The following is a 19,035-nucleotide window of genomic DNA, read 5'->3' on the forward strand; positions in this document are numbered from 1 at the left end:
AGCGGCTTAGATCCAGATACAAGGTTCTTGCGAACGAACTTTTGTCCCTTGCTGGAACAATAATATCTTGATGCCTGCCCAACAAAGTTTGTACGCAGCTGCATAAACGAGAATTCATTGGGCCGATCTGATGCCTCTTCGACCTGGGCCCGGCCCTCCAACAGAGCAAGACCCATGAACGATGCAAGCGCGCGGCAAAAGCTGCTGATCGTGGAACGGAAACTCGTCCACAATCGCGGACACCATCATACACAAATTGCCGCGTTGCGTCGGTACTTCCCGCATCACGAGACGATCATCGTGGCTGGGGAAGCCTATGACGGGTTCCTGGGAGCAGCGGCGGGAAAGCTTACCAACAGGTCGATCAAGCTTGCAAAACTGCGATCGCGTCTGCTCTACGGAAATGCCTTCGAGCAAATGGCTGCCGTATTCGGCGTCCTTAAAGCCAAGCATTCGCTCAAGCTGCCTCGTTCCGCCTTCGGTAAGCAACTGGCTGACATCTGCCGTAGCCTTAGTGTGGGTGCCAACGATCTCATCGTTATACCGACGGCAGACTTGGATACCCTCGAGTCAGCGGTTGAGCTGAGCACCGTATTGGCAGATGAAACACCCAGAATTTGCCTCCGCTTCCTGAATTCCGAATTGGGGGACCGAAATGAAAAGGTTCGGTCGAGGCGGCTGAGCGCGATCCTTGCAAAACTTCCGGCGAACGTTTTCCTGTTCAGCGAGACCGAGGAACTGGCGGCCTATTTTCAGGCGAGTTTCGGCATGCCCGTCGAAGGCGGGTTTTACCTCCCCTGCAGCATGCCAGTCGCAGTACCTCCACACTACAAGACGGATAATGGCGGTAGCTTCCGGGTGGGAATATTCGGCGAACCTCGCCCCGAAAAGGGTAGTGCGCGAATAGCAGATATCGTCGCCGCCGTTGCTGAACTGGCTGAGAGCGGATCCGTCGGCGCGTTAGATTTCGTCATCCAGGGCTCGATGGCGGACTTCAGTGAAGGCGGCGTGTATGGAGACCTGCAACGTTTCAACGGTAGCGGACGAAATATCACCGTTTCTCCCCAAGGCAATCGTATCTCGCCACAGGAGTTCGAGCAGCTGTTTCAGTCGACAGATGCGATCCTATTGCCTTATGAGGCGGCGATCTATGGTCTCCAAGGATCCGGTGTCGTTCAAGACGCCGTCGCGGCCTATAAGCCCATCATTTATGCCCAGGGGATGTCGATGAAGGCGTTTCTTTCGTTCGGAAATGCCTTGCCCGCGACGACCAATCAAGATTTCGCGGCAGCGATTTTACGAATCGCAGCCGATCCCTCTCGTTTTCAGCCGGGCACCGAGCGCGCGGCCGGGTATTTCCAGGATGTCCTTCTCAACAATCCGATTTTGCGCGTCTTGGATACACCGATGCATGACCGGTAGCGGGCTTCATAAGCAAGCACGGGCAAGCCGGTCAGCACTTTCAAAGCACGAAAATGCCGCTATCGGTCCAGACGAACCGCGCGGATCGGCTCCAATGGTGCCGATGTCAACTACAAGTCCGCTGCTTTTATTAGCTCGTCAAATAGCTTGGCGTATTTGGAGGAAACAGAGGCTAGATCGTATTCTGTAATGGCCTTTTCACGTGCGGCAAGTCTTAGGCTTTCCGCTTGGGCTCGATTGGTAAGCCATTTTATCCCAGCGGCCAAATCATCCGTGTCGAAAGGGCGCGCCAGCCAGCCATTTACCCGGTGGTTAATCATGTCGCTCAAGCCGGCGACGTCGAAGGCCGCACATGGTGTGCCACAAGCCAGTGCCTCTGCAATCGTGTTTGGCAAATTATCTTCCCGCGAAGCACAAACGAACACGTCTGCAGCGGAATATGCCATGGCTAGGTCATCATTATTTTTTATATTGCCGAGCGCATGCAACCGGACACCATCCGGAAGTTGCGAACCAAAATGTCCATCACCAAACGTGAGTAACGTACACGGAATTTTAAGTTTTCCAAGACTTTCAATGAGAAGATCGCTTCCTTTTCTAGGATCCTTCAGGCTTTGTGCTCCAAATAGAATTACGCACTCTTCTACTGAAATACCAAAATGTGCTCGCGCTACTTCTTGATCATACGGCTTAAATACATCTGTATCCAAACCATTTGGAATGACTTCGATCCGGCGGCCAGCCAATAGGCTACTTTCGGCTGCAATCTCGGCAAGCCATCTACTGGGGCAAACAATCGTTAGATCCATCTTCCGATATATCTCAGCCTTGGTTTGTATCAGTTGCCGAGAGATATCAAAAGCATCCGAACTTCCCAGTTGCGGACATTGACCGCACTCCTCGCGGTATCTGGTGCAGTCTCCGGTGTAATGGCAGCCACCAGTAAAAGCCCAGGTGTCATGCAATGTCCAGACAACAGGTCGCTTTAAGGCCACCAGTTCGTCAAAGTCCACAACTCCATCTACGACCCAATTTAGGTGCACAAGTGCAGGCCTTGTCCGAGCGAGAGAGATCCTCAAGGGATTCTGGCTCAAGGACGGAGAAAAGAAGGCCCCCTCGCGGAGGGAATACCGCCTAAGCAGCCTTTTTTCGTGACGCGTGAACCGTCGCGCAATTTTCCCCCGGATGGATTGGCCATCAAGCCCCCAAACCGCTGAGTCGGAGTCCTCTCTGACGAGGGTAAGATAGACTGAATTTGGGTAGATCTGCCGAATGCCACTAAACACCCTCCAAGCAGCCCGCGCCGCTCCACCCTTTTTCTGGTAGGTATTAACTGTGAGTATATCAACTTGGGAGGGAGAGCCGAAAGCGAAGCTGGACAGAAAAGAGGGCAGGCTCCGGCCGTAGCTTGCTACCTTTCGTGCAGCGCGCTTTATGCCACGAAAAGGACCGCTCTGCCGAGGATATAGCGGTCCGTTAAACGCGGTCACAAACCGAGCTGCGATTCGCGGATCCATAACATGGGCCGGGCTAAAACGTGTTGGATACCAGTCGTCTTCGAGCTTTGTGTGGACGAAGCGCGGATTTGGTTTGGTGTGCACCCCTGAATTGTCCAATCCGATATTCTGGACCAGCGACTTTCTCGGATACATGCAACGCATGTCGTTTGCATAGTGAGCGAAACTAAAGCGGATCGCCCAGGAGTCGATCTTACCTTCCTTCTGCTGGCGAAGCATTTTAGTAAGATCTCGACCACCCTTGTCAAACTCCGCCCTTGCCGTCTCGTCCTTCATGAAATCGGCAAAATAGCTCATGTCCCAATCAACGAGATTCCAACGATCGCGCCAAGTCCCCCAGGACCACGAGGAGCAACGGTATCCCGCGAAGGTATCGTAAGGAAAGTCACGAGGAATATGTAGATAACCCTCGGGGAGCCGATATCCGGTTACTGAAAAAGCCTTTGGATCACTTGAATAGCAATCCAAAGCATCGTTCATGAAGGCGATAAAATTCTTAGTTGTGACGAGATCATCTTCCAGAACTATGATCCGACCATGCTCTCTTAGCAATTCGCTCACTCCGGTGATGACGGAATTCGCCAACCCCATGTTGACTGAGCGTGTGATGAGGGAGACGGAGGCAAATCCCGAGACCCCGCGAACGACTTCACGAACCGATGCAACAGAGGCTGTATCAGCATCCGACCTGGGCCCGTCGCTAAAAACGTAGAGGTCTGTCTCCGGAGCCAGCGTGTTCCTGACGAGGGCCTCGAGTGTTGCCCTCGTGTGTTCAGGACGGTTATAGGTGAATAGTGCGACTGGCGCCCGTATTGGCATAGTAGATGTTGGCTCCCCAACGCTAAGCAGATTTGAAGACTGATTTCGCCCTAGGCGTCTGAACTAAGTGCGCAATGTTTCGGCTTGTGGCATTTCAAAGGCGCAAAATATAAAAGCAAAGCCAAGTGCTATTCTCGTACAAATGTCGCATTACAGCCTTCGATGGTAACGCAGCGCATTCCGGCACCGGATAGCATGCTAATATGTTGGGCAATTCGGTCATCTGCGCGGCCATCAAGCGGAGAATGGCATTCATCGAACTCGATCAAAAGGATGCGCGGCAAAGTGAGCGATGAAACGATGTCCTCAATCACTTGATACTCAGCTCCCTCAATATCTATTTTCAGCAAATCCAATTGCGTGTCGCCATGACTTTCCATCAGTGTTTTGACACGATGGCACTGTGCGATAAAGAAATCCTCAGTACCTTGCAAATTGACTGCAGAGCAAGAGACATGATCCGGATTTTTTGGCAGATAGAAACGCATTTCTGCGTCTTTCCCCGCAAGGCCAACCTCCCAAAATGTAATTCTCTGCAGATCCTGCTGGCTCACGTCATAGAATTCGGTCTCGCCGCTACTCACGCGGAACAGTAGACCCGAAGCAATCGCATTGGACAATTGCTTGAAGTGCTCGATGGCCCTGGGCGTTGGATCGATTATTCGCACATCACACGAAAAATCACGGGCCAATTGGCAGTCAAAGCTAATATCTTCCCCGGCCCCAGCGAGATAGCATACACTTGCTGAGGTTAAACCATGGGCTTTCGGCAGGTGCCATCCGCCATAGCCGCTACCAAGCCTTATGATTTGGGACGATGGCAGGAGGCCAGAAGGAGCAACATGCTTTGAAAGCGGCGAATCTCTACGGATCTCTCGATGTTTGCGTCCGAATGCTCGATCCGAGAGGCGCTTCAACAGTTGAACCACGCTATTTATCTCCAACGACTTAGGTTGCCGAACCTACCGACAATCCGGCTTTACGTCAAAGCTGATTACTCCTTCGGCTTCCAAACGGTGATTTCCACTTTGGGACGCTCAAGAGCTCGAACTTCACGCATGACCGGGTAGCGATCGAGGACAGCTACTTCTTCAGCCGATATCCTCTCATCTGGGGGTGGGCGACCTGAATCTAATTTGTTGCGTGTATTTGGTAAACGCCGATGATAGGAGGCTCATCATCTTCTACAGATAAGATTGTAAGCAGATAGAGACCTTCCCCACTATTCTACTGTGCAAATCCGGGACCGGACCTATCGACGCGTTGGGCTGCAATTCGACAACCTCACCCCATTGGTAGTATTATCCGGAAAGGGAAGTAGGCTGGACTCATCCAGCAAAGCAGCTGAGGTGGATATTTCTGCAGGAAAGCGAACAGTCCACGCCCGCCTCAGGACGACATGCGGATCAGATGAGCCACTCCGAATTGCAACTATCGGCCACCTTCCGCGTTGCGAGGCATCGGCTCGCGTGGTGCGGGCCATCGGAACGGCATGCTGATGCGGCTTGGCGCAATTCTTGATCGCTGGAACGACCAATCCCTCGCCCGGCAGTTCCTGCTGGCGGGAGGTTTGGTTGCCTTCGCGGCGATGCTTCTGGTCGGCGCCTTCGTGACCAGCCTCATCGAAGCGGCGGTCACCCGCAATTCGGCCGCTTCCACCGCCCTTTATGTCGACAGCATCATCGCCCCCCTGCTTCCGGACATGAAGACCAACCAGATGCTCGACGACGTCACCACCCGTGCGCTCGACGAGACCTTCGGCCAGGGCGCGCTCGGTGGCAAGGTCATATCCTTCAAGCTCTGGCGCAGGGACGGCACGATCCTCTATGCGACGGACAAAAGCATGGTGGGACAGAGATTCGGTCCGAGCGAGGGCCTGCAAACCGCATTTTCCGGACAGATGGTGGCGCGCTTCGGACTTGCCGAAGACCCTGAAAGCAAGATCGAGCGGGCGACCGGGATGCCACTTCTCGAGATCTACAATCCCATCCTGCAGCCCTGGTCGGGAGAGGTGGTCGCGGTCTCGGAGTTCTACGAGGTTGCGGGCGATTTCGAGCGAAGCCTCTATCAGGCGCAGCTTCGAAGCTGGGCGGCGGTCGCCGGCGTCACGATCGCCTTCTTCCTGATCCTTTCGGCGATCGTTTTCCGCGGCAGCCGCACGATCGACCATCAGCGACAGGCGCTGACGCAGCGGGTCGCGGAACTCTCCGACCTGCTTTCGCAGAACAAGGCCCTTCACGCGCGGGCCCAGCGGGCCTCGCGGCGCGCCACCGCCCTCAATGAAAGTTACTTGCGCCGGCTCGGCGCCGACCTGCATGACGGACCGGCCCAGCTTGTCGCCTATGCGGCATTGCGGGTGGACAGCCGGCTCCTGACGGATCCCGCAACGCCACCGACCGACCGCGAGGCGGAGGTCACCACGATCAAGGCCCGCCTCGACGAGGCGATGGACGAGATCCGCAGCATCTGCAGCGGTCTGGTTCTACCGCAGATCGAGACTGCCGAGCTGCCGGCCGTGCTGCAGCGCGCCGTCAACGCGCACCGGCAGCGCACGGGTGTCGCGGTGGCGCTGTCGGTGTCGACCGGATCGCGGCCACTTTCGCCCTCGGCCAAGATTTGCATCTATCGCTTCGTCCAGGAAGCGCTTAACAACGGTTTCCGGCATGGCGGAGGCGTGGATCAGAGCGTGCGCCAGAGTTTCGACGACGGCAACGTCGTTGTCGAAGTTGCCGATCGGGGGCCGGGTTTCGACCCCCAGCACATACGCCCGGAAGGTCTCGGGCTCGCGGGGCTCAGGGAGCGGATCGAAAGCCTCGGCGGCACATTCGAGATCATCACATCGAAGGACGGAACCACGGTCAGAATGTCGCTGAACGTGCATGAAATGGAGCAGGCCTGATGGCAGGAATAAAGATTGCGGTCGTGGACGATCATCCGTTGTTTCGCGAAGGCGTGACGCGCAGCTTCGGTGAGATCGAGGATTTCGAGATGGTCGGCGAAGGCGGTTCGCGCGACGACGCGCTGCGCATCGTGCGGGAATTGTGCCCGGACGTGATGCTGATGGACATTTCCATGCCCGGAAACGGTCTCGAGGCGATTGCCGAAGCACTCGATCATTGCCCGGACCTCAAGATCGTCATGCTGACGGTCTCGGAGGCAAGCGAGGACATTGCAACCGCGCTGAAGCTCGGTGCAAAGGGCTATGTTCTCAAGGGTGTCGGCTCCAGAGGCCTGGCAGACGTGGTCAGAACCGTGGCATCCGGAGAAAGTTATGTTTCGCCTGCCCTCTCGGCACGACTGATCGCCGGCCTGTCCGCCTCCGGCGAAGCGCCGCCAAAGCCCAACCTGTTGTCGGAACTGACCGACCGCGAACAGGAGGTTCTGAGCCTCGTCGCATCCGGACTGAGCAACAAGCGGGTGGCGCGGGAGCTCGACCTTCACGAAAAGACCGTCAAGCACCACATGACCCGCATCCTCTCGAAGCTGAAGGTCACCAACCGGACGGAGGCGGCGCTTGCTCTTCGCGATGCGACCGATCAACGATCAGCGGTCGAACGACCGTAATCTCGATGCATCCGAGGGTGTCGCAGTCCGGTTGACGATCGTGCGGGAGCGCGAATCCCGCATCTCGTAGCGGCCTTGAGATATCCGCTCCGTCGCGCCGTTGTGATGGCGAACGGTGATCGAGGGTCCCCGAACATCGATCTCGACACTGGCTTTCGCGGGAGCAGCCGGGACCGAAGGCCGCGCGGGAGCAGCGGTTGCGCTGCGCGGCGTTGTGGTTGCGCCTGCCGGGGCCGATCCGGCACCTGTACCGGTTCCGGAGCCACCGGTCCCACCGGCGCCGCCGCTGTTGCCGTTTCCGTTGCCACCGCTATTGCCGTTGCCGGAACCGTTTCCGTTATTATCGGAATTGCCGCCGGCATTGTCACTGCCGTTCCCGTTGCCGGAACCGCCGTTGCCGTTTTCGCCGCCGTTTCCACCGTTGCTTCCGCCCCCGCCCCCACCATTGCCGTTGCCGTCCTGGGCAGCAACGCTTGACAGCGTGACGCGCAGCAAGCCGTCCGCACCGGCCACGACCTTCAAAGGCAGCACGGTTGCAAGAATGACGGTGAGCGCTCCGCTCAGGAACAGCATTTTACGGATTGGCATCTCTTGGCTCCTGGGGTGGCCATCTCCTGCTTGGGACATTTTTGAACCGTTATGCAAGTCTAAACCGGAGGCCTCGCTTATGGTTCCGTAGCCCGAATTCCCCGATCAAAGAGCCCGCCGACCGCGACAGGATGGTCGGCGGGCAAGGTTCTGCGCTGAAAAGGACCGATGATCGCGCAGGAACCGGGTCTGACCTATCGGACGGCAAGCGCTCCCAAGATGGCAATGCAGACAAAAAGCCGCGACGGGGACGATCGCCATCTGGCCGGGAACGTGTCGCTGTCCGTGACGGAACCCCCTGAAAAATCTCCAGGATCACCGGCACCCTACCAGCGCGGTTCGGCGATTTCATCCCCCCTTGGACCTTTACCCCGCCCCATCAGACCAAAGGCCCAAAACATGATCGGCCTGAAGTCCCGCCCTGCCCGACTGAAGCCCGAATCCCGGAACGCGCCATGGCAACGGAAGTTCGAGCTGTGAGTGCGGCCCACCCACGGGTTCGCAAGTCAACCAGAAAATAGAGGAAATATCATGAAACCGTCTATGAAACACACGCTCGCGATAGCGCTCCTGGCCGGCTCGACGCTGTCGGTGGTGCCAGCGATCGCTCAAAGTCAGGCTCAGGACAAGGGCGACGCGGCGGCTCCTATCCTGCCACGCAAAGGCACCCCAGGCTCGGACGGTTCGTCCGGCGCCAAACAGGCTCAACCGCAGCAGGATATGGGCGCCACAACACAACAGCCACAGGGTTCGACCGGCGGTAATGACAAAATGAACGCCCAGGCCCAGGGCGGTGACCAGCAGCGCCTGAAGCCGAAGGGTGATAGGGCGGCTCAGGAGAAATCCGGCGATACCACGAAGACGCAAGCCGGCGACGCCCAGTCGCCCGCCACGGACAATACGGCGCAGCAGAAACCTGCCGACCAGAGCGGCAGCTCCACGACCGCCAATTCGGGCTCGGGCTCTGGAACGGATGCCACCAAGCCGGCAACCGACGACACCGCCCGCCAGAATAGCGGCGCCCAGCAACCCGGTTCCGATCAGGCTGCCACCGATAAACCTTCGAACGAGACGACCGGCAGCATCAATATCTCGGCCGAACAGAGGACGGAGGTGCGCAACATCCTCGTTCAGAACAAGGTCGAGCCGGTCGATGTCGATATCAATGTCGATGTCGGCGTCGCCGTTCCGACAACCGTGGAACTGCATCCGCTGCCGCCGCGCATCGTCGAGATCGTACCGGCCTATCGTGGTTACGAGTACTTTGTGCTGGCGGACGGCCGGATCATCATCGTCGAACCCTCGAGCCACAAGGTCGTCTACATCCTGGTCGGCTGAGCGCTGACCGCGGGAGAGAACCATGCGTGACCGGGAACCGACAGTGATCCATACGGGCGGCGGCGGTTGGGCCGTCGCCGCCATCCTGCTGATCGTGGTCATCGCAGGCGCGCTCTTCCTGTTCGAAAGCGGCTACCTCGCAAACCGCGATATCGGCATCAAGGTGACCCTGCCGAAGATCGAACCACCTGCGCCAGTCACGAGATAGCAGCCTCGATCGCATTCCACGGCGCGGCGCGAACCGCTCGCCCGCGTCACAACACCCAGAAGGAGAACCATCAATGAAGACCAAGATCCTTATTCTTTCCGCCGCAATGCTCGGCGTCCTCGCCCCTGTTGCTTCGGCCCAGCAAGGCACGGTCAATGGTGCGGCCGGCGGCGCTGTCACCGGTGCGATCATCGGAGGCCCGGTCGGTGCTGCCGTCGGCGGCGTCGCCGGCGCAGTTGCCGGGACCGCCATCGACCCGCCGCCGGAACGCGTCGTGACCTATGTGGAACAGGCTCCTGCCCCGGCATCGCCGGTCGTCATCAAGGAGAAGATCGTCGTCGGCAAGCCCATCCCCGAGACCGTCGTGCTGACTCCGGTTCCGGACAGCCCGAAATACGCCTATGCGGTGGTGAACGAACAGCGCGTGATCGTCGATCCGCAGACCCGCACGGTCGTGCAGGTCGTCCGGTAAATATCACCCATTGCCGAAACGAGATCGGGGAGAGACGGAATCCCGTCTCTCCCCGATCTGCATTCAAGGAAAAAATGGGGCCGAGAGACCGCGGCCTCACTGGGTCGTGTCGTCGTCGCCCATGCCGTCGACGTCGGAAAGGCGTACGAACTCGACGCCGCGCCGTTTCAGGGCAACGAGCGCGCGGGCCACGCCGTCGCCGGCCGCATGCGTGGGCTGGTTGATATGCGCGAGGACGACGTCGCCGTCCTTGGCGGCGGCGATGCGTTTTTCGGTGACGTCGGCACCGAGCAGGGAGCCACCGTCGCCGTTCAGCGAATACCCGGCGACCCGATAGCCCATATCGCGGATCTGGCGTATGGCCGAAGGATCATATTTGGCGGTCGAGCCGCGGAACCAGCGTGGTGCGGAAAAACCAGCCGCCAACATGGCATCAGCGCCGCCTGACACTTCCTGGTGAACCGCCTCGGGCGATCCGGCAGCGGCGATGCCATAGATCAGGACCGGCACATCGACCGCCGGCACATGGTTCTGGCCGTGGTTTTCCAGTTCGAAGAGGTCGAGATTCTGCAGAAGGATTGCGACCGACTGTGGGTTGTTTCTCAGCCAGCGGGCCGTAACGAAGATCGTCGCCGGAATTCTTTCCCGGACAAGCGTCGAAAGGATACGCTCGTCGGCTCTGCCCATGCAGGCATCGAAGGTCAGCGCCACCCGGGGATGGCTGGCATTGCCGGACCGGCTGACATGCAGATGCGGCTCGACCAGTTTGGGAGCGGGCACAGCATTCTGGGCCGCAGGTTTCTGGGGCGCCGGCATGTTTTCAGCCGTTGCCACGACCGGGAGAAGGGCAAGAAAAGCACAAAGAAGAAAACGTCGCATGGGATACCGATAACGGGGTGCCCCTCGCTTTATCGCCAAATGCTTAAGATCGCCATGCGACCGAATGGCCCGGATAAAGAAATGGAAAAAGGCCGGACAGTGCCGGCCTTTTGTCTTCTGACCGGGACCCTCAAAAGCGGGCCGACGCCAGCCTGCTCTGCAGCGACTTGAGGTCTTCGGCCTTGCGGGAAGCCAGGCCTTTCTCCCAGGAGATCGCAGTATCGACGATGAGATCGAGATCGTCGTGGCGCGGTTTCCAGTCAAGCAGCCGGCGTGCGAGCGTCGAATTGGCGACCACGCTTGCCGCGTCGCCCGGCCGGCGGGGTCCATAGCGGATTTCGAACTTGCGGCCGCCAACCCGCATCACGGCGTCCAGAACCTCCAGAACCGAGTAACCGCGGCCGTAACCGCAATTGGCGATCAGAGGCTCGCCGCCGCGACGCAGGTAGCTCAGGGCCTTCAGATGTGCGTCCACCAGGTCGGTGACATGAATGTAGTCGCGGATGCCGGTACCATCGGGTGTCGAATAATCGGTCCCGTAGACATCGACCCCACGGCGCTTGCCGAGTTCCGCCTCGCAGGCGATCTTGATCAGATGAGTGGCGCCTTCGGTCGACAGTCCCGTGCGGCCGAGCGGATCGGCACCGGCAACGTTGAAATAACGCAGCGCCACGAACCGGAAATCATGCGCCGCGGCGGCATCGCGCAGCATCATCTCCGACATCAGCTTCGACTGGCCATAGGGGTTCTTCGGGTGCAGGTCGGCGTTTTCGAAGACGGGGGTGTCGTCTTTCTGGTCTCCATAAACGGCAGCCGTCGAAGAGAAGACAAAATGGCGGATACCGGCGGCGACCGCGGCTGCGGCAAGCAGCCGGGTATTGCCGGTGTTGTTCTCGTAATAATCCAGCGGGTTGGCGACCGATTGCGGCACCACGATCGAGCCCGCGAAATGCAGGATCGCGTTGATGTCGTTTTCCGCAAAGATCTGCGAAAGAACGGCGCGATCGCCGACGTCACCGAGATAGAAGCGCGCCTCGGTCGGCACGGCCCAGCGGAAACCGGTCGAGAGCCGGTCGAGAACGACAACCTCCTCGCCCGCGTCGAGCAAAGCCCAGGCCATGTGGCTGCCGATGTAACCCGCACCGCCCGTTACCAGAACTGCCATGTCTATACTTCCCTGCTTTCTTATCGTTGGCAGGACAAAAACACGGGCCGTCTTCAACAATGCTTACCCGACGCTGGTTACGCCGGGTTTATCTCGGGTCAAGGCGAATGGACTCTTGAGCAAATCGCTCGAATTTTAGCGTTTGCGTGCCGGATCGGATCAAAGACGCTTGATATAGTCGGAGAGGCGGCCTGCGGCCTCTTCGATCTGCTTCGGATCGCGCAGGAAACAGGCGCGCAGGAAAAGCTCGCCGCCCTTGCCGAAAGCCGAGCCGGGCGCCAGCGCCACGCCGATCTTGTCGACGATATCGAGCGCCGCACTACGGCTGTCGGTGATGCCGTCCACCTTGACGAAAGCGTAAAGCGCGCCATCCGGCTTCAAGGTTTCGACCCGGTTGGTTGCGATCAGCGCGTCGCAGAGAATGTCGCGGGCCGTGGTCGCCCGGGCGATATTCGCATTCACGAAGTCGTCGCCCTGGTCGAGTGCCACCACGGCACCGCGCTGCAGGAACTGCGCCACGCCGGAATTCGAATACTGCACCAGGTTTTCGATCACCTGTCCCATTTCCGGCGGAGCGACGATCCAGCCGACCCGCCAGCCGGTCATCGACCAGTTCTTGGAGAAGGAATTGGCGAAGATGATCCGGTCGCCTTCCTCCATGATGTCGAGGAAGGACGGAGCCCTTGGCGCGCCGCCGTAATAATACCGGGCATAGATCTCGTCGGCGACGATCCAGATGCCGTGCTTGCGGGAAAGCGCCAGGATGTTCTTCAGGTCCTCCAGCGTCGCGGTCCAGCCGGTCGGGTTGGCCGGGGTGTTGATGAACAGGCCCCTGGTCTTCGGGGTGATCTTCGCCTCCAGCTTGGAAAGATCGAGCGACCAGCGGCCACCGACGAAATCGAGCGGCAGGCCGACGGAATGGGCGCCGGAGATCTCGATCGCCGAGATGATGTTCGGCCAGGTCGGCGACAGGTAGATCATCTCGTCGCCGGGAGATGTCACGGCCTGCACCGCCAGCATGATCGCGTGCATGCCGGAACCGGTGACGTAAAAATGCTCGACCGGCAGCGAGACCGAGAAATGCCGCGTGTAATAGTTCGACAGCGCCTGGCGCAGCTCGGGAATGCCGCGCTGCCAGGTGTAGAAGGTCTCGCCGCCCAAAAGCGCCTCGGTTGCGGCGCGATTGATGAAATCCGGGCTCGGCAGATCGCCTTCACCGGCCCAGAGCGGGATCAATCCCTCCCGCCCGCGGGCGTAGTTGAGGACCTCGACAATGCCGCTTTCGGGCGCTGCGACGGCGCGGGGGCTGAGACTGGAGATGATCGACATGGAATTCCCTTGAGGCTTGTTTCCCACATCCTTAGCGCAGGAAAGCCGCGGAATCCCATGATAATCCGTGACGCGGAGATCGATTCCGCTGATGATTCCTTGACGCGTGATCAAAAGATCACTTCGACTTCAGGAGGTCGCGGATTTCGGTCAAGAGCTGGATATCGGCCGGCGGCGGAGCCGGCTTTTCATCGGCCGGCTTCTTTTCGTCGGCAAGACGCATCCGGTTCACCGCCTTCACCATCAGGAAGATGATCCAGGCGAGGAGCAGGAAATTGATCATCACAGTGATGAAGCTGCCATAGGCGAAGACCGCGCCCTGCTTGCGTGCCTCTTCGAGCGCCGGAGCGTTCACAGCGCTCGAAAGCGGCAGGAAGTAGTTCGAAAAATCGAAGCCGCCGCCGGTGATCGCGCCAACGACTGGCATGACGAGGTCGTTCACCAGTGAATTGACGATGCCCGTGAAAGCGCCGCCGATGATGATACCGACAGCAAGATCGACGACATTGCCCTTGGCAATAAAGGAACGGAATTCGCTGACCATTGACATCGCCAATATCCCCCATGGCTTTTCAGCTTCGATAAAACGCAACATAGCGCTTTCTGCCGACGTGAAAAGATGGCGTCCGCCGAAGCCCTAAATACGATCGTCTATTGGACTTTTTGCCGAGAGGCTCCCTGATTCCCAAGCGCATGCTTTTCCCCTAATGTTTGAGGCTCAAAGCCTTTTGCGGAGGAGCAATGCTTCCGGGCTGGATCATTTTCGTTTCGGCTTTCGCCTATGTGCTGCTGCTGTTTGCAGTGGCGAGTTACGGCGACCGGCGGAGCCGTGTCTTCGGCGTGGCGAAGAACGGCCGGCCGATCGTCTATGCGCTGAGCCTTGCGATCTACTGCACCTCCTGGACCTATTTCGGCGGCGTCGGGCTTGCCTCGCAAAGGGGCCTGGAATTCACCGGCATCTATATCGGCCCGATCCTCGCCTTCACGCTCGGCATGCCGATCATCCGGCGCATCGTCGAGCTCGCCAAGGCCGAGAAACTGACGTCGGTCGCCGATTTCATCGCCGCCCGCTACGGCAAGAATTCCACCGTCGCGATGATCGTGGCGATCATCGCGCTGGTCGGCGCCGTTCCCTATATCGCGCTGCAGCTGAAGGCGGTGTCGAGTTCGGTGGCCGCCATGGTCAACCCGTCGGATTACGGCATCGGCAGCGGCAATCTCTATTTCATCGACCTGGCGCTGATCGTCACGCTGATGATGGCCTGTTTCGCGGTCATCTTCGGCACCCGCCACACGGATGCGACCGAACACCAGGACGGGCTGATCCTTGCGGTGGCGATGGAATCGGTGGTCAAGCTGCTCGCTTTTGCGACGGTCGGTTTTTCGGTCTTCTTCATTCTCTTCGACGGGCCGGCCGACCTGCTCGCCAAGGCATCGGAAAACATGCTCGTCGGTTCGGCGCTCGCCTACGAGACGCCGATCAGCCGCTGGCTGATCCTGATCGCGCTGTCGGCGTTCGCGATCATCATGCTGCCACGGCAGTTCCACGTGACCGTGGTCGAGAACCGCACCGCCAAGGAGCGCAAGGTCGCCGGCGCGCTTCTGCCGCTCTACCTCATCGCCATCAATATCTTCGTGCTGCCGGTCGCGATGGCCGGGCTGATCACTTTCGGCGGCACCGGCGATGCCGATCTCTACGTGCTGACCCTGCCGCTTGCCGGGGAACTGAAGGTCGTTTCGCTGATCGCCTTCATCGGCGGCTTTTCCGCCGCCACCGCCATGGTGATCGTCGAATCCGTGGCGCTTTCGATCATGGTGTCGAACGACATCATCATCCCGATCTTCCTGAGGCAACGGCTGATGGCCGCCCGCTCCGGCCAGCGCACCGACTTTACCCGCACGCTGCTGCACATCCGCCGCGTCGCGATCTTCGGCGTTCTCATCCTCGGTTATGCCTATTACCGCATGGCCGACAGCCAGTCTGGGCTTGCCTCGATCGGGCTTCTGGCGTTCGCGGCGATCGCCCAGGTGGCTCCTGCCCTCCTCGGCGGCCTCGTCTGGCGCCGTGCCAATGCCCGCGGCGCGATCCTTGGCATGTCCTTCGGCTTCCTCGCCTGGGCCTACCTGCTGTTCGTGCCGAGCCTCGGCGGCCCGGACAATTCCCATGTGGCGACCGCTGTCCTCAATTTCCTGTTCCCCGGCACCGGCATATTCTCCGGGCCGCAGACGGACTCGCTGGTCAACGCGACGATCTTCAGCCTGACGCTCAACATACTCGCCTTCGTGCTCGGCTCGTTGTCGCGCAATCCGCGGCCGGTCGAGCGCATCCAGGCCGGCATCTTCGTCAAAAGGCATCTGCGCTCGCAATTTGCCACGCGTGGCTGGAAGACCCGCGTCAGCGTCGGCGACCTGAAGACGGCGATCGCCCGGTATCTCGGCGAGGAACGCATGCGGCGCTCCTTCTCCAATTACGAGAAGACAGCCGGCCGCAAGTTCGGCGACGACCAGCCCGCCGACATGGCGATGATCCATTTCTCCGAACAGCTGCTCGGCAGCGCGATCGGCTCGTCCTCTGCCCGGCTGGTGCTGTCGCTGATCCTGCAGAAGGCCGAGGACACCAATTCCGACACCGCCTGGCTGCTCGACCAGGCAAGCGAGGCGCTGCAATATAACCAGGACATGCTGCAGACGGCGCTGTCGCAGATGGACCAGGGCATCGCCGTCTTCGACAGTTCCGAGCGGCTGACCATCTGGAACCGGCGCTTCCGCAATCTCTTGGATCTGCCGGAACAGGTCGGCCAGGTCGGTTTTCCGCTGGCCGACATGGTCGCCATCCTTTCGGAACGAGGCGATATCGCGGCAGCCGAGCAGGCGGAGGTGATCCGCCAGTTCCAGACACTCGACGCGCCCTTCTCGCTGGTGCTGAACGGTGGCGAGCGGATCGTCGAGGTTCGCTCCAATGCCATGCCCGACAAGGGCATCGTCGCGACCTTTACCGATATTTCCGAGCGGGTCGCGGCCGACCAGGCGCTGAAGCAGGCAAACGAGACGCTGGAACAGCGGGTCGGCGAACGCACCGCCGAGCTCACCCGCGTCAACAAGGAGCTTGCCGAAGCCCAGGCATCCGCCGACGAGGCCAATATCGGCAAGACCCGGTTCTTCGCGGCCGCCGGCCACGACATCCTGCAGCCGCTCAATGCCGCCCGGCTTTATTCCTCGGCACTGGTGGAGCGGCTCGGCACCTCCGACAACAATGGCTCGCTGGTCCGCAATATCGATTCGGCCCTGGAATCGGTCGAGGCGATCCTTGGTGCGGTTCTCGATATCTCCAGGCTCGATACGGGAGCCATGAAGCCGCGTTTCACCTCGGTACCGCTCGACGACCTTCTGAAACGCATCGAGACCGACTACGCGCCGATGGCCCGCGAGAAGGACCTGGAATTCGTCGTCATGCCGACATCGCTGAAGGTCCGCTCCGACACCAACCTGCTGCGCCGGCTGGTGCAGAACCTCGTCTCCAACGCGATCAAATACACGATCGACGGCAAGGTGCTGATCGGCGCGCGCCGGCGCGGCGACCAGGTGGTCATCGAAGTGCTCGATTCCGGCATCGGCATCCCGCCCTCCAAGTTTCGCACCGTGTTCAAGGAATTCGCCCGGCTGGACGAGGGTGCGAAGACGGCAGCCGGCCTCGGTCTCGGCCTGTCGATCGTCGACCGCATTTCGAGGGTGCTCAACCATCCGGTCCAGCTCGCCTCCACGCCCGGTCGAGGCACCGCCTTCCGGGTGCAGGTGCCGATGGACCTGACCGCATCGCAGACAATCCATGCCGCCGACCAGTTGGAACGCCGCAAGCGCTCGCAGCCGCTGAACGGGCTGCGGGTGCTGTGCATCGACAACGAGCCGCGGATCCTCGAGGGCATGGCGCTGCTGATCACCGGCTGGGGCTGCAAAGTCGGCCAGGCGGATTCGCTTGCCGCGCTCGACGACATCATCGAGCGACGCGAGCCGCCGCCGGAAATCATCATCGCCGACTATCATCTTGACGATGGCAACGGCATCGAGGCCGTTCTCAAGCTCCGCCAGAAGTACCAGGCGGACATCCCAGCGCTGATCATCACCGCCGACCGCACGCCCGAAGTGCGCGCCGAAGCGGAGCGTCACGACATCGGCGTTCAGCACAAGCCGGTGAAGCCTGCGGCCATGCGGGCCTACCTCACGCAGGTTGCAGGGGTGAAGCGCGTCGCGGCGGAATAGTGTGAACCTCACCCAACCCAGCGTTCATCCCAGAGTCATCACGGACTGTTTACAGTAGATCAGGTCTAAACGCCCAGATTGGGCTGGAACTGTCCGGCTTTTTGCCGCGTTTAGCCGCGTACATCCTGGCCCGCAGAGGCCTTACGGACCGAAAGGCGAAAGCCCATCGGAACCGGCAAAAGACGGAGACCGCGACCGATGAAACGCTTTGATATTATTGATGGTATGCGAGGATATTTCCTCGTTTTCATGGTGCTGAACCATCTGATCTTTGCCGGCGGCTATCTTCTGGTGAAGATCAACCACAATCAGCTCGCCTTCGTTGAAGACGCCCAGGGCTTCGTTTTCCTGTCCGGCCTGCTGATCGGCATGGTCTATGCCAAGAAGATGCTGAAGAACGGTTATGCGGCCGGACGGACGGCCATCTACAACCGGGCGTTCGAGCTTTATCGTTATGCGATGGGCATCGTGCTGGTTGTGCTGGTCGCGCAGATGCTTCTGCCCGGCGCCTATTCGATCTGGTTCAATTGGCTGGGTTACACGACCTTCGACGACCCGCTGCGTCTCGCAGCGATCGCGACCTTCCTCTACCAGCCGACCTTCATGGACATCCTGCCCCAGTATATCGTCTACATGCTCTTCGCGCCGATGCTGGTGAAACTCGTGCTGGAGGACAAGTGGCATTACGTGGTGGCCGGTTCGGTGATCCTGTGGATGGCGGCCCAGCTCGGCCTGCAGCAGATCGCCACGACACCGCTCAACGACATGGTCATGGGGGCGGACGACCAGGGCATCCGCGTATCGTTCAACCTGCTCGGCTGGCAGGTCGTGTTCTATTCGGGCCTCGTGCTCGGCGCGCTGACCTCGTCCGGCAAGATCAAGTGGAGCAATATCCTGTCGCCGGACAATACCTTCATCCCGAAGCTGGCGCTGCTGATGGTTCTCTTCTTCCTGCCGCTGCGCCTGATCACCGCGCATGAACTGATGCCGCCGCACATGATCGGCAAGTTCGCCTCGATGGAGATCCGCGCCGATTTCGGCCCGGTCTATCTCCTGAACTTCGCAGCCGTCGCCATGCTCGTCACCTGGCTGATCGTGGCGGGCCCGAAGCACAAGGCCGAATGGGTACGCCGGATCGCCGGTGCCATCACCTGGGTGTTCTCGATCAAGTACCTGCAGCTTCTCGGCCGCCACTCGCTCTACGTCTATGTGTGGCACGTCGCGATCGTCTATTTCGTCTACTATTTCGACGGACGGACGCCGGAGCTCGACGAGTTCACCAAGACGGCGATTGCGCTGGTCTCGATCGCGCTGCTGTCGCTGCCGGCCCTGTGGCGCGAACGCGACAAGCTGTTCGGCACGGCGGAACCGGCGCCGGTCAAGGTGCAGCAGCCGGTAAAGCCCGGCGCACCACAGCAGATGGTCATTCGGTAAGCCCGCTCCAGGCAAAATTAAGGGCAGTGGCTCAGGCCACTGC

15 protein-coding genes are annotated in these 19,035 nt (G+C 59.8%); 8 read left to right on the plus strand and 7 right to left on the minus strand.

The features are described 5' to 3' along the window. Positions 1 to 174: 174 nt before the first annotated feature. The gene (locus tag C5J26_RS10090; protein WP_105401626.1) at positions 175 to 1,422 is read left to right on the plus strand and encodes a hypothetical protein; all 1,248 of its coding nucleotides are present in this window, start codon (positions 175 to 177) and stop codon (positions 1,420 to 1,422) included. Between the two features lie 110 nt (positions 1,423 to 1,532). Here C5J26_RS10090 and C5J26_RS10095 read toward each other — a convergent pair whose 3' ends face one another. Continuing rightward, entirely contained in the window at positions 1,533 to 3,530 is a 1,998-nt protein-coding gene (locus tag C5J26_RS10095; RefSeq protein ID WP_371681905.1) for a glycosyltransferase, read from the minus strand. 356 nt (positions 3,531 to 3,886) lie between these two features. Continuing rightward, positions 3,887 to 4,687 carry an FkbM family methyltransferase gene (locus C5J26_RS10100; RefSeq protein WP_172730132.1) on the minus strand — a complete coding sequence of 267 codons (801 nt, stop codon included), beginning with the start codon at positions 4,685 to 4,687 and terminating at the stop codon, positions 3,887 to 3,889. Between the two features lie 563 nt (positions 4,688 to 5,250). Between C5J26_RS10100 and C5J26_RS10105 the strand changes: the two genes are divergently transcribed. Next, positions 5,251 to 6,657, plus strand: a complete 1,407-nt coding sequence (locus C5J26_RS10105) for a sensor histidine kinase (protein WP_105401629.1) — start codon at positions 5,251 to 5,253, stop codon at positions 6,655 to 6,657. Further along, positions 6,654 to 7,322, plus strand: coding sequence for a response regulator transcription factor (locus C5J26_RS10110; protein WP_105401630.1), 669 nt, complete (start codon positions 6,654 to 6,656; stop codon positions 7,320 to 7,322). The genes C5J26_RS10105 and C5J26_RS10110 overlap by 4 nt, the downstream gene beginning before the upstream one ends. On the opposite strand, the gene C5J26_RS10115 is transcribed toward C5J26_RS10110, so the two are convergent. Continuing rightward, on the minus strand, positions 7,302 to 7,910 hold the full coding sequence (locus tag C5J26_RS10115) for a hypothetical protein (protein WP_105401631.1): 609 nt from the start codon (positions 7,908 to 7,910) through the stop codon (positions 7,302 to 7,304). The genes C5J26_RS10110 and C5J26_RS10115 overlap by 21 nt on opposite strands. A gap of 531 nt (positions 7,911 to 8,441) precedes the next feature. On the opposite strand from C5J26_RS10115, the gene C5J26_RS10120 reads away from it, so the two are divergent. From C5J26_RS10120 to C5J26_RS10130, 3 genes are all read left to right on the plus strand, one after another. Beyond that, a complete protein-coding gene (locus C5J26_RS10120) occupies positions 8,442 to 9,248 on the plus strand; it encodes a DUF1236 domain-containing protein (RefSeq protein ID WP_105401632.1) in 807 nt (268 codons plus the stop codon). A gap of 22 nt (positions 9,249 to 9,270) precedes the next feature. Further along, entirely contained in the window at positions 9,271 to 9,456 is a 186-nt protein-coding gene (locus C5J26_RS10125) for a hypothetical protein (RefSeq protein WP_105401633.1), read from the plus strand. A gap of 73 nt (positions 9,457 to 9,529) precedes the next feature. Then, on the plus strand, positions 9,530 to 9,928 hold the full coding sequence (locus C5J26_RS10130) for a DUF1236 domain-containing protein (RefSeq protein ID WP_046669456.1): 399 nt from the start codon (positions 9,530 to 9,532) through the stop codon (positions 9,926 to 9,928). A 96-nt stretch (positions 9,929 to 10,024) separates the two neighbouring features. Here the strand turns inward: C5J26_RS10130 and C5J26_RS10135 are convergent, their stop codons facing one another. The 4 genes from C5J26_RS10135 to mscL form a co-directional block, all read right to left on the minus strand. Next, positions 10,025 to 10,807 carry a polysaccharide deacetylase family protein gene (locus tag C5J26_RS10135; protein WP_105401634.1) on the minus strand — a complete coding sequence of 261 codons (783 nt, stop codon included), beginning with the start codon at positions 10,805 to 10,807 and terminating at the stop codon, positions 10,025 to 10,027. Positions 10,808 to 10,937: 130 nt separating this feature from the next. After that, complete coding sequence (galE, locus tag C5J26_RS10140) at positions 10,938 to 11,972, minus strand: UDP-glucose 4-epimerase GalE (RefSeq protein WP_105401635.1); 1,035 nt, start codon at positions 11,970 to 11,972, stop codon at positions 10,938 to 10,940. A gap of 159 nt (positions 11,973 to 12,131) precedes the next feature. Next, the gene (locus C5J26_RS10145) at positions 12,132 to 13,301 is read right to left on the minus strand and encodes a pyridoxal phosphate-dependent aminotransferase (RefSeq protein ID WP_105401636.1); all 1,170 of its coding nucleotides are present in this window, start codon (positions 13,299 to 13,301) and stop codon (positions 12,132 to 12,134) included. 118 nt (positions 13,302 to 13,419) lie between these two features. Next, on the minus strand, positions 13,420 to 13,845 hold the full coding sequence (gene mscL / locus C5J26_RS10150) for a large conductance mechanosensitive channel protein MscL (protein WP_046638281.1): 426 nt from the start codon (positions 13,843 to 13,845) through the stop codon (positions 13,420 to 13,422). A gap of 197 nt (positions 13,846 to 14,042) precedes the next feature. Between mscL and C5J26_RS10155 the strand changes: the two genes are divergently transcribed. Next, complete coding sequence (locus C5J26_RS10155) at positions 14,043 to 17,558, plus strand: PAS domain-containing hybrid sensor histidine kinase/response regulator (RefSeq protein WP_105401637.1); 3,516 nt, start codon at positions 14,043 to 14,045, stop codon at positions 17,556 to 17,558. A 198-nt stretch (positions 17,559 to 17,756) separates the two neighbouring features. Beyond that, positions 17,757 to 18,992, plus strand: coding sequence for an OpgC family protein (locus tag C5J26_RS10160; RefSeq protein ID WP_105401638.1), 1,236 nt, complete (start codon positions 17,757 to 17,759; stop codon positions 18,990 to 18,992). Positions 18,993 to 19,035: the final 43 nt, after the last annotated feature.

Source organism: Neorhizobium sp. T7_12 (assembly GCF_002968535.1).
Lineage (GTDB): Bacteria > Pseudomonadota > Alphaproteobacteria > Rhizobiales > Rhizobiaceae > Neorhizobium > Neorhizobium tomejilense.